Genomic DNA, 14,864 nt, shown 5'->3' with positions numbered 1-14,864 from the left:
TTCGCGACATTGCGGACCCCGCCGGTACGCTTTGGTACCGTTCGGGCCATGGATCGTGTCAACGCGTTCGGCGACGACGCCCTGGGTGACCTCGACGCCGTCGGTCTGGTGGACGAACTGCGCCGCGGGGCGGTGTCGGCGAGCGAACTCGTCGAGGCCGCGATCGCGCGCACCGAGAAGGCGAACCCGGCGCTGAACGGACTCACCTTCGAGGCATACGAGCGGGCCAAGGCGCGGGCCCGACTGCACCGCCCCTACGGTGGCTTCTTCGACGGGGTGCCGTCGTTCGTCAAGGACAACGTGGCCGTCGCCGGGATGCCGGCGATGAACGGCACCGACGCCTGGGAGCCCGTCCCCGCCGCCCACGACGGTGATTTCGCCAGCGCCTATCTGGCGACCGGTCTGGTCCCCGTCGGTAGGACGCGGATGTCGGAGTTCGGTTTCAGTGCTGCCGCCGAACACCCTCGGCTCGGCGCGGTGCGCAACCCGTGGCACACCGATCACACGGCAGGTGCCTCGTCGTCGGGGTCGGGCGCGTTCGTGGCCGCCGGCGTGGTGCCGATCGCGCACGCCAATGACGGCGGCGGTTCCATCCGGATTCCCGCGTCGTGCAACGGACTTGTGGGCCTCAAACCGAGCCGTGGCCGGCTTCCGCTGGACAAGGACATGCGGCAGATGCCGCTGCGCATCGTCGCCAACGGCGTGGTGACCCGGTCGGTGCGGGACACCGCCGCGTTCTACCGCGAGATGGAGAAGGTCGTCGCGAACCCGAAGCTGCCTCCTGTCGGCGATGTCACGGGTCCCGGTGTGCAACGGCTGCGCATCGCGGTGTGCACGCAGTCCATCCTGCACGAGGCCAGTCCAGAGGTCAGCGAGCTGACGCTCAAGACCGCGGCGCTGCTCGAGCAGCTGGGACACCGGATCACCGTCATCGACAACCCTGTGCCGCAACGGTTTATGGACGACTTCCTGTTGTACTGGTCGTTTTTGGCTTTCGCCTTGGTGCGTGGCGGCCGTCGCACGTTCGGGCCGAGCTTCGACCGCGGTCGGCTGGACAATCTGTCGCTGGGCCTGGAGCGGCACGCTGCCCGAAACCTGCACCGGTTGCCGACGGCGATCGCCCGGCTGGCGCGGATGCGCCGGGTCACGTCGCGGCTGCAGTCCACCTACGACGTGGTGCTGACGCCGACCCTGGCAGACGTCCCGCCCCGTGTCGGACACCTCGATCCGACGGCGCCGTACGAGCAGATCATCGCGCGGCTCATCGAGTGGGTGGCGTTCACGCCGTTACAGAATGCCACCGGCGAGCCGGCGATCTCGTTGCCGCTCGGGCAGTCTCAGTCGGGTCTGCCGGTGGGCATGATGTTCGCCGCGGGTGTGGGCGAGGAGGCCCGTCTGCTCGAGCTCGCGTTCGAGCTCGAACAGGCGCAGCCCTGGCGCCGTATTCAGGACTGACGGACCCGCCCGACCGGCGAAACCCGTTGCGGCACGACATGTTGACGTAACGGGACCGCGGCCCTGTTAACAGCGCCGATACTGCGCGCGGCCGTGGGCGAAACTTTTCCTGCGCACCATCGCTTCTCGTGGAGGCCACTCAGGTCGGCAGCGCGCCGGTCGCAGTCCGATCACCGCAGATCCCCGCCGGGTCCGGGAACACCTTCACGTGCCTGGTCCGGTTCGCGCTGGCCAACATTCGGCGTCGTCCGGAGCGGTTCGTGCTCGCGGTGCTCGGCATCGCGCTGGCGATCGCGTGCGTGACGATCGTCCGGACCATCTCGGCCGGCTTCGCGACCACCGGTGAGGCCTCTGTGGCCGACGTGCTGGCCGACGGCCAGCTGTGGGTGGTGCCCGCTGCCGGTGTGCACTACGACCCCGCCGCCGAGGCGCTGATCGCCGACGGGCCGGCACCCGCGCTCGCCGCCCCCGAGGGGTGGACGGCAACCCACGTCGTATCGGGCCTCGTCGAGGTCAATGGTCAAGCCGTGGCGCTGCGGGGCACAGACCAGGCAACCGCAGGCCAGGCGCTGGTGGGATCTGCTGCAGCGGAGCGACTTTCGGTCTCCGACGGTGACCGTGTGACCATCGGCGGGCAACAGCTGGACGTCCGGGTCAGCGGGCCCGGGCAGTCGGTGACGGTGCCGACGCCGGTGGCTCAGGCGACGGTCGGTGACAACGGGTGGTGGGTGGTGCGCGCGCCGGCGGGGGAGCAGCAGCGCCGCGATCTGGCCCAGGTTTTCGGCGCTGCCGTCGGCCTGCCGTGGACCGCCGATCCCGCGGTGCAACCGGATGCCGGTGGCGCGGGGTTGATCTACGACACCGTCGGAGGGTCCGGTCCGCTGACGTTCGAACAGAAGTACTCGGCCCTGTTCTCGGGTCAGGTGACGAGTTCGACACTCGGTCTGATCTCCACGATCGGTCTCGGTCTCGGCTTCGTCATCGCGGTGTCGTCATTCCTCGCCGCGGTGACCGAACGGCGCCGTGAGTTCGGCATCATGTCGAGCATCGGCCTGGCCGACGAGGTCCTCTATTTCTTCCTCGTCGAGTCGGCGATCGTCTTCCTCGCGGCATACGTCGTCGGGATCGCGGCCGCCGGAATCGCTGTCGCGCTGGTGATCCCGGGTATCGCGTCGGTGGGGTCGTGGCTGCAGGGGGCCGCGCTGACCGCGATGTTCCTGCCGGCCATGGCGATCGTCGGTGCACTGGTCCCGGTGCACCGGCTGCTGCAGCAGCGGCCGGTGTCTCTGCTGGGGGACCGATAGATGAGTGCGGGTAAGGGCCTGGCCTACGGGTGGCTGGCAGCGCGACGCCGGGTCCGCGAGATGGTGTTGCCGGCCGTCACGACTGGCACCGGCGCATTCCTGGTGGTCCTCGTCTTCGGGATGTCCGACGGCATCCGCGCTCAGTCGGCGTCACTCGGTCACGGCGACGAAATCGCCCGCGCCGTGGTACTGATCGCCGTCACGGTCCTGCTCGTCGGAGTGGCCGAGGTGGCCGTGGCGACGACCAGGACCGTCGCCCACCGCACCCGCGAACTCGGGGTGCTCGCCGCCAACGGCGTTCCGCGCGCACCGGTGGTGACCGCACTGCTCGTCGAGCCCGTCGTCGCCGCCGTGCTCGGCGCGCTGGCGGGCGTGGGGCTGGCCGTCGTCACCGGGATCGTGCTGGCGGCGCTGGGAATCGTCGCCACCGGGGTGTCCTACCCCGGGTTGGCCCTCGGCGGCGGGATCGCGGTCGTCGTCAGCATCGCCGCCGCGCTGGCCACCAGCATCGTGCCCACCTGGAAGGCCGCGTCGCGACCGCCCATTCGATCCCTGGCCTCAGGAGGCTGACCGTGACCGCTCTCGACGACACCGCCGGCACCGCCCCCGTGATCGAGATCTCCGACGTGTGGAAATTGCACAAGCTCGGCGACGAGGTCGTCAAGGCGCTGATGGCCGCCGAACTGACCGTGACACCAGGCGAATTCGTCTGCCTGATGGGTCCGAGCGGCAGCGGCAAGTCCACTCTGCTCAACATCATCGGCGGGCTGGACCGGCCGACGAAGGGCACCGTGAAGATCGCCGGGCAGGACACCGCGACGCTGACCGAGAGCCAGTACGCGGCACTGCGGCACGACACCATCGGCTTCATCTTCCAGAGCTACAACCTGATCCCGTTCCTGTCGGCTGTCGAGAACGTCGAGCTACCGCTGATGTTCGAGCCCTACGACCGGAAATCGTTGCGCAAGCGGGCCACCGAGCTTCTCGAGCTGGTCGGGCTCGGGCATCGCGTCAACCATCAGCCGACCAAGATGTCGGGCGGCGAACAGCAGCGCACGGCGATCGCGCGCTCACTGATCAGCAGCCCGACCCTCGTCCTGGCCGACGAGCCGACGGCCAACCTCGACCACCGCACGGGGGAGACGGTGGTGCGCATGCTGCGCGACCTGTGCTCGACCATGGGAGTCACCGTGGTCGCGAGCACCCACGACCCCACGGTGGCCGACGAAGCGAGCCGTGTCGTCCGGATGAAAGACGGACAGATCGTCAACTGACCAAAGTGCAAGTGGGAGACGTCGAATGACACAAACGGAGCCTTCGCCGAACGTCGAGCGTGACAAGCTCATGACCACCGAGTTGGTCCCCGAACAGATCCTTCCCAAGGTGATGACCACATTCGGCCTGACGGCGGCCTATGTGTTCATCATCTGCTGGATCACCGGCTCGTCGGTGATGGCCGGCGGAGGCTGGACCGCGATTCCGATGTGGGTGCTCGGCATCCTCACCTTCCTGATCCCCGCCGGCATGGCGGTGGTGGAACTCGGCAACCTGTGGCCGGGGCAGGGCGGCGTGTACATCTGGGCCACCCGCACGATGGGCGAGACGTGGGGGTTTATCGGCGGGTACCTGTCCTGGGTGCCGGTGATCCTCAACGCCGCATCGTCGCCGGCGGTGGTGCTGCAGTTCCTGCTGCTGGCCTTCCACGCCGAACTCGGGTTGACGACGAGCATCATCCTGCAACTGGTCATCCTGTGGACGGTGATCGGTCTGGCGTTGGCGAAACTGGCTGCCAATCAGAAGATCATGAACATCGTCTTCGTCGTCTACGGCATCCTGACGCTGACGATCTTCGTCAGCGGTCTGCTGTTCGCCGTCAACAACGGTTCGGCGACGCCGTTCAGCTGGGCCGAGGCGACCATCCCCAACTTCGCGGTCGCCGGCTTCCTGTACGGAACCGTGCTGCTGTACCTGCTCGGCGTCGAAACCCCGTACAACATGGGAGCGGAGTTCCTGTCGGTGCGCAAGAGCGGCCCGAAGATGATCCTGTGGGGATCGGCTGCGCTGGTCGCGATCTATCTGCTGACCACGCTCGGCACCATGATGGCGCTGCCGGGTGACGAGATCGACCCCGTGACGGGCGTGATCGGCATGCTCGATGTCGCCGGCTTCCCCGGTCTGATGGAGGTCTGCGCAATCGTTCTGGCGTTCATCATCATCGTCGCGCTGATGACCTACCAGGTCGCGTACTCACGGCTGATCTTCGTTTCGGGTCTGGAACGCCACCTGCCGCGGATCTTCACCCACCTCAACCCTCGGACGCGCAACCCGGTCACCGCCATCCTGATCCAGGGCGTGATCTCCTCATTGATCCTGGTGGGGCTGTATTCGCAGAGCAGCATGGCCAACGTCACCATCTACCTGCAGGGCGGCCTGTCCACGGTGTGGCTGCTGTCCGGGTTCTTCTTCCTGATCCCCGTGGTCGTCGCACGGAAGAAGTACGCGGATCGCTATGCCGGCGAGCAGTTCTGGCGTATCCCGGGCGGCATGGCCGGGGTGTGGACGGCCGTCATCGTCGGATCCCTGGGCACGGTCGGCGGTATCTACTACTCGTTCGTCACACCGTGGATCGACGTGCCCACCGCCACCTGGATGACGTGGGTGGGCGGCATCAGCCTGGGCATGTTCGCCCTCGGCCTGACCGTGTACGTCTTCGGACGACGCTCGGCGCACAAGGTTAGTCAGGAAGATTCGCTGGCACATCTGGCGGTCTTCGACCTCAACAAGACAGAAACAGAGGAATCAGCGAAATGACGATGGAGGACACCCGCACGCGAGGCGAGCACGACGGGGCCGCACCCGCGGCCTATCCGCTGGACCCGTTGAGCGGAGCCGAGATCGAGTCCGCCGCCGCCGTGGTGACTGCGTCCGAATATGCCACTCCCACTTTGAAGTTCGTGATGATTCAGCTCGCCGAGCCGGCCAAGACCGCTTCGCTGACCTTCGTCGGCGAACAGGACGTGCCGCGTCGAGCATTCCTGACCATGTACGACGCGGCGGCGAAGCTGATCTACGAGGCCGTCGTCGATCTCGGCGCGCGCGTCATCGAGTCCTGGACCCCCGTCCCGGGCCGGTTCCCGTCCTACCTCGTCGAGCACATGACCGGCGTGGAGGAGAAGGTCCGGGAGGACCCGCGCTGGCAGGAGGCGATGCGCAAGCGCGGTGTCACCGACTTCAGCCTCGCGATGATCGACCCGTGGCCGGCCGGTTACTACGGGGCGCAGGACCACTACGACAACTCCCCGCTGATCTGCCGGCCGCTGACGTTCGTGCGCGCCGCACCGTCGGAGAACGGTTACGCCCGTCCGGTCGAGGGGCTGATCGTCACCTTCGACCTGGACACCATGACCGTGCTCGACGTCGAGGATCACGGCGCGGTGAGGCTGCCGGCCAAAGGTGGCAACTACTCGGAGCAGTTCATGTTCAGCCCGGACAACCGGCCGGCCTTCAGCGGCTTCCGCGACGATGTGAAGACCATCGAGATCACCCAACCGGACGGACCGAGTTTCACCGTCGACGGCTGGAACGTGCAATGGCAGAAGTGGTCGCTACGGGTGGGGTTCAACCCGCGCGAAGGTCTGGTGCTGCACGAAGTCACCTACAACGACCGCGGCACCGTCCGGCCGATCATGTATCGGGCAGCGTTGTCGGAAATGGTTGTGCCCTACGGTGATTCATCTCCAACGCACTGGAACAAGAACGTCTTCGACATGGGCGAGGTCGGCATGGGGTTCTCGGCCAACCCGCTGACCCTGGGCTGTGACTGTCTGGGTGAGATCTTCTACTTCGACGGTACGGTCAACGATTCCGACGGAAACGCCGTCACCATTCCGAACGCGATCTGCATGCACGAGGAGGACTACGGGATCTCCTGGAAGCACACCGATTTCCGGACCGGCGAGGTCGAGGTGCGGCGGTCCCGGCGCTTGGTCATCTCGATGATCTGCACGGTCGGCAACTACGAATACGGGTTCTTCTGGTACCTCTACAACGACGCCTCCATCGAGATGGAGGTCAAACTCACCGGTGTGCTGACCACCGGTGCGATCGCAGACGGCGAGACCCCGCGCTGGGGCAAGATGGTCGCGCCCGGCATGTACGGGCCCAACCATCAGCACTTCTTCAACTTCCGGATGGACATGAGCATCGACGGTCCGGGAAACAGTGTTTACGAGGTGGATTCGATTCCAGAGCCGGACCCGGCGCTCAACCCGCACCACAACGCCTGGATCACCAAGGACACCCTGGTCGCCTCGGAGGCCGAGGGCGCGCGGGACTGGGAGTATTCGACCGGGCGGTACTGGAAGGTGGTCAACCCGTCCAAGCTCAACGAGTTCGGGGCACCGGTGGGCTACAAGCTGATGCCCAAGGACATCGTCCCGGTGATGGTGCAGGAGGGCTCTGTCATCTATGACCGGGCCCGGTTCGTGCAGCACAACCTGTGGGTGACCAAGTTCGACGCCAAGGAGCTCTACGCCGCCGGCGACTACATGTATCAATCGGCCGACGCCCAGGGTCTGCCGGAGTACGTGGCCGACGATGCGCCGCTGGAGGACACCGATGTGGTGCTCTGGTACACCGTCGGCGCGCATCACGTGGTCTGCCCGGAGGACTGGCCGGTGATGCCGTGTCATTACACCGGTTTCAAACTCAAGCCGGTGGGCTTCTTCGACGGCAACCCGGCGCTGGACCTGCCCCCGTCACCGCCGAAGGCCTGCCACATGGCGTGAGACCCCCCCAGGGCGCCAGGCCCCCCAGGTCCCAGGTCGTGAGCGTGCGTGTCTGAGGCCGACGCGCCGCGCTGATGCCGGACTATGCGCACGCTCGTCAGGGCTTGATGGTGTACCGGCTGGAGATCGCGATGCGGTTGAACGCGTTGATGGCGATGGCGACCCACCGCAGTGCGGCGGCCTGCTGGCCGTCCACCGCGGCGGTGTCGTCGTCGATTCCCGCCGCGCGGGTGCCGATGCCGGTGATCTCCTCGGCGATCGCGAGCGCGGCACGCTCGGCGGGGGTGAAGTAATCCGTCTCCCGCCACGCGGGCAGCACGGCGAGGCGGTCGGTGGTCTCACCCTTGGCCAGTGCGTCGCGCACATGCAGGCGAAGGCAGAAGCCGCAGCCGTTGAGCTGGGACGCCCGGATGCGCACCAGCTCGAGGGTCAGCGGGTCCACTCCGGCGTCCAATGCCGCCTTGTCCGCCTGCCCAGACAGCGTGATCATCGTCTGATAGGCGTTCGGGACCGCTGAACTCAGCAGGGTGCGGGCAGTCATGATCTGTCACTCCGTTCGTGGTTGACGTGGCGGTATGTCGGGTAGACGAGGCAGCTTCCGTATTTGTGACAGCGACGAGCGTGCGCGAACTTGGGCATAGTGCCGGCGTGGCGGCCGCAGACACGCACGCTCACGGAAATACCCCTTCGGCGGTCGGGCGCGCACGGGTTTGGCAGGATTGGGGGGTCGTCTCGTCGATGGCAACCTGGTGCAGACCGGAAGGAGTCCGATGGCAGACCCAACGGCCGAGCCAGTTGCCGGCCAGTCCCCGCTGATCAGACCCGCATACTCCAGGGTGCTGCTGAAGTTGGGCGGTGAGATGTTCGGAGGTGGGCAGGTCGGACTCGACCCCGATGTGGTCGCGCAGGTGGCGCGTCAGATCGCCGAAGTCGTCCGCAGCGGGGCGCAGGTGGCCGTGGTGATCGGTGGCGGCAACTTCTTCCGCGGCGCGCAGCTGCAACAGCGCGGGATGGATCGCGCGCGGTCGGACTACATGGGCATGCTCGGCACCGTGATGAACAGCCTTGCACTGCAGGACTTTCTGCAGAAGGAAGGCATCGACACCCGGGTGCAGACCGCGATCACCATGGGGCAGGTCGCCGAGCCCTACATCCCGCTGCGCGCGGTGCGGCACCTGGAGAAGGGTCGCGTCGTGATCTTCGGCGCCGGCATGGGCCTGCCCTACTTCTCCACCGACACCACCGCCGCGCAGCGGGCGCTGGAGATCGGCGCCGACGTGGTGTTGATGGCCAAGGCGGTCGACGGGGTGTTCACCGCCGACCCGCGCGTCGACCCGGACGCAGAGCTGCTCATCGCGATCAGTCACCGCGAGGTAATCGACCGGGGGTTGAAGGTCGCCGACGCGACCGCGTTCAGTTTGTGTATGGACAACGGGATGCCGATCCTGGTGTTCAACCTGCTCGTCGACGGCAATATCGCGCGGGCCGTCGCGGGTGAGAAGATCGGGACACTGGTCACCACCTGAGGGTGGCGGGCAGCAACAGCGACGGGAGACAAGCAGTGATCGACGAAACCCTCTTCGATGCCGAGGAGAAGATGGAGAAGGCCGTCGCGGTGGCACGGGACGACCTCGCGTCGATCCGCACCGGACGCGCAAATCCCGGCATGTTCAACCGGATCCACGTCGACTACTACGGTGCCGTCACCCCGATCACCCAGCTGTCCAGCATCAACGTGCCCGAGGCGCGGATGGTGGTGATCAAGCCCTATGAGGCCAGCCAGCTGCGCCCGATCGAGGACGCGATCCGCAATTCGGACCTGGGCGTGAACCCCACCAACGACGGCAACGTGATCCGGGTGTCGATCCCGCAACTCACCGAGGAGCGGCGCCGTGACCTGGTGAAGCAGGCCAAGGGCAAGGGTGAGGACGCCAAGGTGTCGGTCCGCAACATCCGCCGCAAGGCCATGGAGGAGCTGACGCGCATCAAGAAGGACGGCGACGCCGGCGAGGACGACGTCGCTCGCGCCGAGAAGGACCTCGACAAGACCACCCAGCAGTACACCCACCAGATCGACGAATTGGTCAAGCACAAGGAAGGCGAGCTGCTGGAGGTCTGAGCATGACCGACCAGCACTCGACTCCCGTGATATCCAAGCCGGTCAACGAGCCGCCGAAGAAGGCCTCGCGTGCCGGGCGCAATCTGCCCGCCGCGATCGCCGTGGGCGTCGCCCTCGGCGCGATGCTCATCGTCGTCCTGCTGTTCGCACCGAAGGTGTGGGTAGGGGTCGTCTCCGTGGCGATCGCAATCGCGACCCACGAAGTCGTCCGCCGACTCCGCGAGGGTGGTTACTCGATCCCGGTGGTGCCGCTGCTCGTCGGCGGGCAGGCGATGATCTGGCTGACCTGGCCGTTCGGTGCCGCCGGGGCGCTGGGCGCCTTCGGTGGCACCGTCGTGGTCTGCATGATCTGGCGGTTGGTGTCGGACGGCCTCTCCGATGCCCCGCAGAACTACCTGCGTGACATGTCCACCACCGTGTTCCTGGCCACCTGGGTGCCGCTATTCGCCAGCTTCGGCGTGCTGTTGATCTACCCCGACGACGGGGCCGGGCGGGTTTTCTGCCTGATGCTCGGCGTCGTCGCATCGGATGTCGGCGGCTACACCGCCGGTGTGCTGTTCGGGAAGCACCCGATGGCGCCGGCGATCAGCCCGAAGAAGTCGTGGGAGGGGCTGGCAGGCTCACTGGTTCTCGGTGTCGTCGTCTCGTCGCTGGCAGTGCAGTTCCTCACCGACAACCCGTGGTGGATCGGTATCCCGCTCGGGCTGATGCTTGTCATCACCGGAACCCTCGGCGACCTCGTCGAGTCGCAGGTCAAGCGTGATCTGGGCATCAAGGACATGGGCACCCTGCTGCCGGGCCACGGCGGGCTGATGGACCGTCTGGACTCCATCCTGCCGTCGGCCGTCGCGACCTGGATCGTGTTGTCGCTGCTCGCCTGACTCGCGGCGGGGCTTCCTGCGGTTCCGGAATGAGATACTGGGCCCGATGCCCAATCCGCTGCCCCTGGTTTTCGATGCGCCGCGTCGCGCGATGCCGCCGCGGCACTTCGCCGACCTCGACGAGTCCGGCCGCGCAGCCGCCGTCGCCGAGCTCGGTCTGCCCGCGTTTCGGGCCAAGCAGCTGGCCAACCAGTACTACGGCAGGCTGATCGCCGACCCGACCCAGATGACCGACCTGCCCGCCGCCGTACGCGAGCGGGTGGCCGACGCGCTGTTCCCGACGCTGTTCGGCGCGGCGCGCGAGATCGAATGTGACTCCGGTGAGACGCGCAAGGTGTTGTGGCGCGCCGTCGACGGCACGACGTTCGAATCCGTGCTGATGCGCTATCCCGACCGCAACACGGTGTGCATCTCGTCCCAGGCCGGGTGCGGCATGGCCTGCCCGTTCTGTGCGACGGGCCAGGGCGGGCTCAAGCGCAACCTGTCGACCGCCGAGATCCTCGAGCAGGTACGCGCCGCCAGCGCCGAGTTGCGCGACCGCGATGGTGGGCGGCTGTCCAACGTCGTCTTCATGGGTATGGGCGAGCCGTTGGCCAACTACAACAGGGTGGTGGCCGCGGTCCGAAGAATCACAGCATCATCACCCAACGGTTTCGGGATCTCGGCGCGCTCGGTGACCGTGTCGACCGTCGGGCTCGCACCGGCGATCCGCAAACTCGCCGACGAGAAACTCAACGTGACGCTGGCGCTGTCGCTGCACACCCCCGACGACGAACTGCGCGACACGCTGGTCCCGGTGAACAACCGCTGGAAGGTCGACGAGGTTCTCGATGCGGCGCGCTACTACGCCGACGTGACCGGTCGCCGGGTGTCGATCGAGTATGCGTTGATCCGCGATGTCAACGACCAGCCTTGGCGCGCAGACCTTCTCGGTAAGAAGTTGCACGGCAAGCTCGGCCCGCTGGTGCACGTCAACCTGATTCCGTTGAACCCGACACCGGGCAGCGAATGGGACGCCAGCCCCAAACCGGTCGAGCGGGAGTTCGTCCGCCGGGTCCGCGCCAAGGGCGTGTCCTGCACGGTCCGTGACACCCGAGGCCGCGAGATCGCGGCCGCCTGTGGGCAATTGGCAGCCGAGGGCTAGCTCAGCGGGTAGTCGACGACGTTGGCCACCGGTCCCTGAGCGGCGAGCCCGGACGCCGCCTCGATCCACTGGCCGGTGACGACCATGGTGAGGTTGGGCAGGTTGACGATGTAGTCGCCGTACGTGCGGAGGTAGGGATCGCCGATGTAGATGGCGCCCCCATAATCCGGGAGCAAGTTCTGTACGACTGTGCTCGACTCCGAGTCCTTGACCTGGACCGAACTGTTGTACAGCACGGATGCCTCGATCTCGATCTGCAGGCCGACGAACACACCGGCCTTCTCCTTGAGCTTGACGCCCCCGCCGGCGGCCCAGCTCGCCGACTCACTCTTCGTGGTGGTGATGGTGTAGTAGTACGAGTTCGTCTGGGAGCCAAAGTTGTTCTGCTGCTGGACGGGTCCCGATGTCGGCGCGTTGTAGTAGGTGTCGCCGGTGACGTTCACCCCGCACGAGCCGGGCATCGCGTCGTCATAGCCCGGCGCGCACGCCACGTCGACCGCTGCAGCCGCGAGGTTCGGGTCGTTCGTGACGTCCATTCGGCCCGGTGTGTCATACGGGTAGATCAGGTACATGACGGCGCTGTCGCGGTCGTAGCTGCCCGCCATGCAACCGTCGCTCTGGCAGGTGACCCGGGGTGCACTGCCCCCGTTGAAAACCTTCAGCTCCGCCGAGGCGGCGATACCCGTCGCGTTGGTCCACGTCACGTACGTCTCTTGGTCCTGGAAGACGTTGTAATCCACCTGGATGTCGATCTCCTGGAAGGGTTGCAGGACAAAGCCCTTCTCCGGGGAGTCGTCTTCCTCGTATTCGCCGGTGATGCTGCTGAGCGTCTGCGCGTAGGGCGTGAGGTTGACGACCCGGATCGTCTGTGAGCTGATGGCTCGGCCGGCGAACACGATGTTCGGCAGCATGCGGAACGCCCGAACTTGATCCCGCAGATAGCCGCCGATGATGCCGAACAGGGACTTCGGTTTGGCAGTGGGCGCCGGGGCGGGCGCCGCGATGTCGGGCGGGGTCACAAAGCCGACGGCAGCGGTCTCCGGAGGCGTCGGCTCTGAATTGGAATCGGGGTAGGGGTGTGGGCCGGTCCCGATCTCCCAGTCGACAGTGGAGTAGGTGACCGCGACCGGGTTCCCCTCCTTGTCGAGGGCGCCCGAGGGTGCCAGGCTGACGTACTCGACGTCGGGAATCGTGATGGTGACACCCGAATTGGTCAACGTCATGTTGACGTAGTCGTGATATTCGGGGTACTGCACGTAGATCTGGCCGTAGCTTCCGGGCGGCACATCCAGATCCACTTGGGACTCGGTGGTGATGCCGTCGCTCCAGCTGTGCCCGTACTTCTGTTGCACCAGCGCGCCGATTTCGGTCTGGAAGGCGAGCGGCCCGAGGGAGAAATTCAATGAGGTGCCGGCGACCACCTTCAGGTTTTCCTCGACACCGCTGGTCTTGGTCACCTCGTGGACGACCTTGTACCTATTGGTCGAGACGACGCTTCCGGCGTTGAACAGTGTATTGCCGACCTGCTTCGGCGCGCTGAGCATGACCTGCTCGTCGACGACTTCCTGGGTGCAGCTGCCCGACACCTTGCACAGGGCCGAGGCGACGAGCGCTTGCCCGACGGGGTCCGTGCTGTCGATGGTGATCACGGTGCCGGCCTCCGGCAGGAGCACCAACGTCTGCCGGAGTGAGATGAGCGACGGGCCGCCGATGGATTCCGGAGTCTCGAAGATGACGGTCTGCACGCCGCTGTCGGAGGTCGACGCAGTGGCGCCGCCTGCGTCGACGTCCACGCTGACGGTCGTGGATCCGTCCGACCAGATCATCGTGCCCTCGTAGGTCCAGTCTTCGTCCCAGTAACTGTTGCCCTGGTAGAACGCCAGCTCGACCTGGCGCGCATTCTCGAGGACGAACCCTTCCTGCGGGCCGTAGGTCAGCGGAAGCTTGGTGTCGAGGTCGGTCAGGGTGACCCGCCTGCCGGTCAGGTTCAGGACGGTGACTTCGTTGCGAACCCAGGGAAGTGGGATGTCAGTGGTGGGATTGCAGACGCCGTCCCGGCATGCGCCGGGAGGGACCGGGTCGGCGCGGGCGCCCAGGATGAGTCCCCCCAGCTCGGTCAGAAGCTTCCCGATGGGTTTCAGAAGAGTGTGGACCGCCAGCGCGAAGCGGTTGACCGGGCGACTCGGATTCACCGTCTGTGTCGAGACACCGGCTGGGGGCATGGGAACGATGGCCGCAACCATGGTGTCGGCCGCTTCGTGTTGCGAGGTGGCCGCCGCAAGCCATTGCGTCGAGGACGTCGCGGCGCCGTCGGGGTCAGCTTCTGCTTCCGCGACGTCGATGCCCACGTTGCCGACCGGGGGGTCCTCCGGCGGAATGCTCGACGTCGCGTCTGTCGCCGCCGTGTTTGGTGACGCGGTCCGCTCCGCACTGTGGTCGTCGGCTTGCGCAGCGGACTTCCGGCCGTCGCTGCCTCCCTCGACCGGAGTCGAAGCATCTGAATTGTCGGTGCGCGTGCCGGCACGTGCCGGTGCCGAATCGGACGCTGCCTCTTCGGATTCCGTCCCGCCATCATCGGGTGGGAGTTCCGGGTCAGACGCGCTCGATTCCGCGGAGTCCACCACCGAGCTCGATGCACCGTTCGGATCAGGCTCTTGTTGCGGCTCTGGGTCTTCCACGCGGCCCGACGACGGCAGGTCACTCCTCGGCTGCTGCGTAGCACTGTCGGTGTCACCATCGCCCGCGGCGTCCGAGTGCTGAGTGCTGCGGCTGCTTTCGGAGGTCGAGCTCGAGGTGGACGTCGACGGCGAGCCGCCGTCCGCTCCGTCCTCGGCGTGCGCGACACCGGCTCCGCCGACCAAAGCCGCCCCGATGCCCAGCGTGACCGCACCCGCTCCCAGCCAGGCATAGGGCTCGATCCGTGACTGTCGGTCCACCCGACGCGACCCCTTCGTCGCTGCACTGGTCTGCCGGCGTCGCGCATGAGCTGACATCAAGGCCCTCTTCCCACCATCAAGCAGCAGCAAATATGCGGGGCGCCCAGGGGCGCAGCTATTCCTACCACGTGGAAGCGGCGGGCGGCCACGTGATGCGGACCTGACCGGCTGTCGGGGTGACTCGACAGTTCCTCTGTTATAGAAGTGATTACGCTACGGATGACGCCGGCTGGCCGCT

The 14,864-nt window shown here is 66.6% G+C and carries 12 protein-coding genes; 10 read left to right on the top strand and 2 right to left on the bottom strand.

Annotated features, from left to right (window positions below):
- Positions 1 to 48 precede the first annotated feature (48 nt).
- The 6 genes from BN976_RS20480 (at position 49) to BN976_RS20455 (ending at position 7,546) form a co-directional block, all read left to right on the top strand.
- Positions 49 to 1,455: an amidase gene (locus tag BN976_RS20480; RefSeq protein WP_036373423.1), complete on the top strand. Its 1,407-nt coding sequence runs from the start codon at positions 49 to 51 to the stop codon at positions 1,453 to 1,455.
- Between the two features lie 128 nt (positions 1,456 to 1,583).
- Positions 1,584 to 2,759: an FtsX-like permease family protein gene (locus tag BN976_RS20475; protein ID WP_036373422.1), complete on the top strand. Its 1,176-nt coding sequence runs from the start codon at positions 1,584 to 1,586 to the stop codon at positions 2,757 to 2,759.
- Positions 2,760 to 3,329, top strand: a complete 570-nt coding sequence (locus tag BN976_RS20470; protein ID WP_036373420.1) for an ABC transporter permease — start codon at positions 2,760 to 2,762, stop codon at positions 3,327 to 3,329.
- 2 nt (positions 3,330 to 3,331) lie between these two features.
- Positions 3,332 to 4,033, top strand: a complete 702-nt coding sequence (locus BN976_RS20465; protein ID WP_011779443.1) for an ABC transporter ATP-binding protein — start codon at positions 3,332 to 3,334, stop codon at positions 4,031 to 4,033.
- A gap of 25 nt (positions 4,034 to 4,058) precedes the next feature.
- A complete protein-coding gene (locus BN976_RS20460; RefSeq protein ID WP_036373419.1) occupies positions 4,059 to 5,570 on the top strand; it encodes an APC family permease in 1,512 nt (503 codons plus the stop codon).
- The gene (locus BN976_RS20455) at positions 5,567 to 7,546 is read left to right on the top strand and encodes a primary-amine oxidase (protein ID WP_036373417.1); all 1,980 of its coding nucleotides are present in this window, start codon (positions 5,567 to 5,569) and stop codon (positions 7,544 to 7,546) included. Before BN976_RS20460 ends, BN976_RS20455 begins: the two co-directional genes overlap by 4 nt.
- Before the next feature lie 97 nt (positions 7,547 to 7,643).
- Here the strand turns inward: BN976_RS20455 and BN976_RS20450 are convergent, their stop codons facing one another.
- Entirely contained in the window at positions 7,644 to 8,087 is a 444-nt protein-coding gene (locus BN976_RS20450) for a carboxymuconolactone decarboxylase family protein (RefSeq protein WP_011779446.1), read from the bottom strand.
- Between the two features lie 229 nt (positions 8,088 to 8,316).
- On the opposite strand from BN976_RS20450, the gene pyrH reads away from it, so the two are divergent.
- Genes pyrH through rlmN form a run of 4 tightly spaced genes read left to right on the top strand, consistent with a single transcriptional unit; the run spans position 8,317 to position 11,690 of the window.
- Complete coding sequence (gene pyrH / locus BN976_RS20445; RefSeq protein ID WP_036373416.1) at positions 8,317 to 9,072, top strand: UMP kinase; 756 nt, start codon at positions 8,317 to 8,319, stop codon at positions 9,070 to 9,072.
- A gap of 35 nt (positions 9,073 to 9,107) precedes the next feature.
- A complete protein-coding gene (frr, locus tag BN976_RS20440; protein ID WP_011779448.1) occupies positions 9,108 to 9,665 on the top strand; it encodes a ribosome recycling factor in 558 nt (185 codons plus the stop codon).
- A 2-nt stretch (positions 9,666 to 9,667) separates the two neighbouring features.
- Positions 9,668 to 10,546 (top strand): phosphatidate cytidylyltransferase, encoded by an 879-nt coding sequence (locus BN976_RS20435; RefSeq protein ID WP_036373414.1) that lies wholly within the window; start codon positions 9,668 to 9,670, stop codon positions 10,544 to 10,546.
- A 46-nt stretch (positions 10,547 to 10,592) separates the two neighbouring features.
- Positions 10,593 to 11,690, top strand: coding sequence for a dual-specificity RNA methyltransferase RlmN (gene rlmN, locus BN976_RS20430; RefSeq protein ID WP_036373413.1), 1,098 nt, complete (start codon positions 10,593 to 10,595; stop codon positions 11,688 to 11,690).
- Here rlmN and BN976_RS20425 read toward each other — a convergent pair.
- Complete coding sequence (locus tag BN976_RS20425) at positions 11,687 to 14,626, bottom strand: hypothetical protein (RefSeq protein WP_036373410.1); 2,940 nt, start codon at positions 14,624 to 14,626, stop codon at positions 11,687 to 11,689. The genes rlmN and BN976_RS20425 overlap by 4 nt on opposite strands.
- Positions 14,627 to 14,864 lie beyond the last annotated feature (238 nt).

It is taken from the genome of Mycolicibacterium austroafricanum (assembly GCF_000612725.1).
GTDB classification, from domain to species: Bacteria; Actinomycetota; Actinomycetes; order Mycobacteriales; family Mycobacteriaceae; genus Mycobacterium; species Mycobacterium austroafricanum.
Note: the sequence above shows the minus strand (reverse complement) of the source record. Positions and strands in the feature narration are given on the sequence as shown.